Source organism: Pseudomonadota bacterium (assembly GCA_026388215.1).
In the GTDB taxonomy this organism is placed as follows: Bacteria; Desulfobacterota; Syntrophorhabdia; order Syntrophorhabdales; family Syntrophorhabdaceae; genus JAPLKF01.
Window position 1 is genome coordinate 1 of sequence record JAPLKF010000172.1, and the last position, 2,241, is coordinate 2,241.

The 2,241-nt window shown below is 41.4% G+C and carries 4 protein-coding genes; all 4 read right to left on the reverse strand.

What is annotated here, in order from left to right; translation table 11 throughout:
- Window positions 1–231: hypothetical protein (locus NTU69_09770; GenBank protein MCX5803797.1), on the reverse strand; the 231-nt coding region annotated here is incomplete at its 3' end.
- A gap of 59 nt (window positions 232–290) precedes the next feature.
- The gene (locus NTU69_09775) at window positions 291–995 is read right to left on the reverse strand and encodes an ABC transporter ATP-binding protein (GenBank protein ID MCX5803798.1); all 705 of its coding nucleotides are present in this window, start codon (window positions 993–995) and stop codon (window positions 291–293) included.
- Window positions 995–1,756: an ABC transporter ATP-binding protein gene (locus NTU69_09780; GenBank protein ID MCX5803799.1), complete on the reverse strand. Its 762-nt coding sequence runs from the start codon at window positions 1,754–1,756 to the stop codon at window positions 995–997. The genes NTU69_09775 and NTU69_09780 overlap by 1 nt, the downstream gene beginning before the upstream one ends.
- 6 nt (window positions 1,757–1,762) lie before the next feature.
- The coding region (locus NTU69_09785) for a branched-chain amino acid ABC transporter permease (protein ID MCX5803800.1) at window positions 1,763–2,241 on the reverse strand (479 nt) is incomplete at its 5' end.

The following is a 2,241-nucleotide window of genomic DNA, read 5'->3' on the forward strand; positions in this document are numbered from 1 at the left end:
GTCTGTTAAATAACCGGTAAACGGTGAAAAACAGATATATGCAAAAAGATAGGCGTTAAAAATATCACCCGCCTGCCTTCTCGTAAACCCCAATGTTCTAATCATCTCCGGAAGAACAACCCCATATCCCAGACGAATCCCGTAGTTGATGAAGAGGTCAAAAAAACACACGATGAGTATAATCGACGCCCAGTGGATTGCGGGATTCTTTTTGTCATCACCAAAACTCATTGTAACCCTCCTCCATATAATTATTATATATTACCCTGAATTTATTCCAGCTATTTCATTTAAACGCCAAGGTAAATAGTCTTTACCGCTTCATCCTCCAGCAGTTCACCGGCTCTTCCTGCAAGTACTATACTTCCTGTCTCTAACACATATCCCTTATAGGCGAGTTTGAGGGCCAGTTTAGCGTTTTGCTCAACTAAAAGTATACTCACGCCCTCCTGGTTAATTGTATTCACGATCTTTCCAATCATCTGGCTCATAAGGGGGGACAGACCTATTGACGGTTCATCAAGGAGCAACAACGTCGGTTTGGACATGAGAGCTCTTCCTATTGCCAGCATCTGCTGCTCACCCCCACTGAGGCTCCCTGCCCGCTGTTTTCGCCTGTCCTTTAACACGGGAAAGTACTCAAAAACCCTTTCCAGTTCTTTATCTATTTCTCTTCTATTCTTCTGTAAGTAGGCCCCCATCACAAGGTTTTCTATTGTACTCATGCTCGGGAAAAGCCTTCTTCCTTCAGGTACGTGGCTGATGCCTAACCTGACTATATCTTGGGGTAACAGATTATCAATTCTCTTTCCTTCAAACAATATCTCACCGGTGGCGGGGTTTTTTAAACCCGATATTGTTTTTAAAATAGTGCTTTTCCCTGCACCGTTTGCACCGATAAGGGTAACGATTTTTCCCTTTTCAACTTCAAAAGAAACGTTCTTTACTGCGAGCACCTTCCCATAGTAAATGGTTATTCCTTTTGCACTGAGTATCATTCTTCCACACCCAAATACGCTTCAATAACCTCTGGATTTTGCATAACCTCTTGTGGTGAGCCTTCAGCAATCTTTTCACCGAAATTTAATACGATGACCCTGTCACAGATACTCGTCACTGCTCTCATATTATGTTCAACCAGAAGTATGGTCTTCCCTTTCTGTCGAATTTTTGCTATTCGACCCACCATATCTTTGACCTCCTCATGGCTCATGCCTTGCAGTGGCTCATCCAGAAGTAACAACTTTGGTTTCGCGGCTAAAGCAATAGACACTTCAAGGCGCCTCTGCTGACCGTGAGGTAGGTTCCTGGCAAACGTTTCTTGCTGTTCGGTAAGCCCCATAAATTCTAAAATGTCTCTGGCTTCTTCTTCAGAATTTGTTTCCTTTATACGAGTTGAATGGGTTTTGAATAGAGAGCCCCATAACCGTATCCCTGATTTTTGATGTGTACCGAGAATAACATTCTGAATAGCAGTCATTTCTCCAAAAAGGTTTGTAAGCTGGAAGGTTCTCACTGCGCCCAATTCAGCTATTTTATTTGGTTTTAGACGGTCTATCTTTTTACTAAAAAAAACTATCTCTCCATGTGTTGGCCGGAAGGTACCTGTAATCATATTAAACACGGTTGTTTTCCCCGCACCATTAGGACCAATTAATCCTAAAATTTCCCCCTCATTAATCTCGAAGTCTAAGGTGTGTACGGCAATCAGACCACCGAAACGTTTTGTCAGATTTTTTACTTCGAGCAATGGCATATCTCTTTAATCTTCACCTCTCTTTGGTGGTTTACTAAGCAAGAATGAAACAATACGAGGCAGACTTATAAGGCCTTCTGGCATAAATCTTATTATTATAACTATAATTACACCATACATTAATAGCTCATATAACCCGAACTGGCGGAGAAAAAAATGGGATACTATCATTAAAAAGCATGTACCTATGACAGGACCGAAAACATTACCCATCCCTCCGACTACTACATATGCAATCGGAGCTAAAACTGCATGGATGGAGAAATCGGTGGGCGTTATAATTCCCACAAAATGAGCGTAAAGGCTACCAGCCATTCCTGCAAAAAAACAACCAATAGCACAACCAAGTATCTTAAATTTCATAGAACTTATACCTATAGATTCAGCAAGGCTCTCCGATTGGCTTATAGCTTTAAACACCATGCCTAACCTTGATAAATCTATCCTGTGCATAATCAAGACAGTGAATACTACCAAAATCAGTA

What these genes read in the sequence shown, in the direction of transcription:
- NTU69_09780 (MCX5803799.1), bottom strand. Translation starts at nt 1,756, where the DNA reads ATGCCATTGCTCGAAGTAAAAAATCTGACAAAACGTTTCGGTGGTCTG.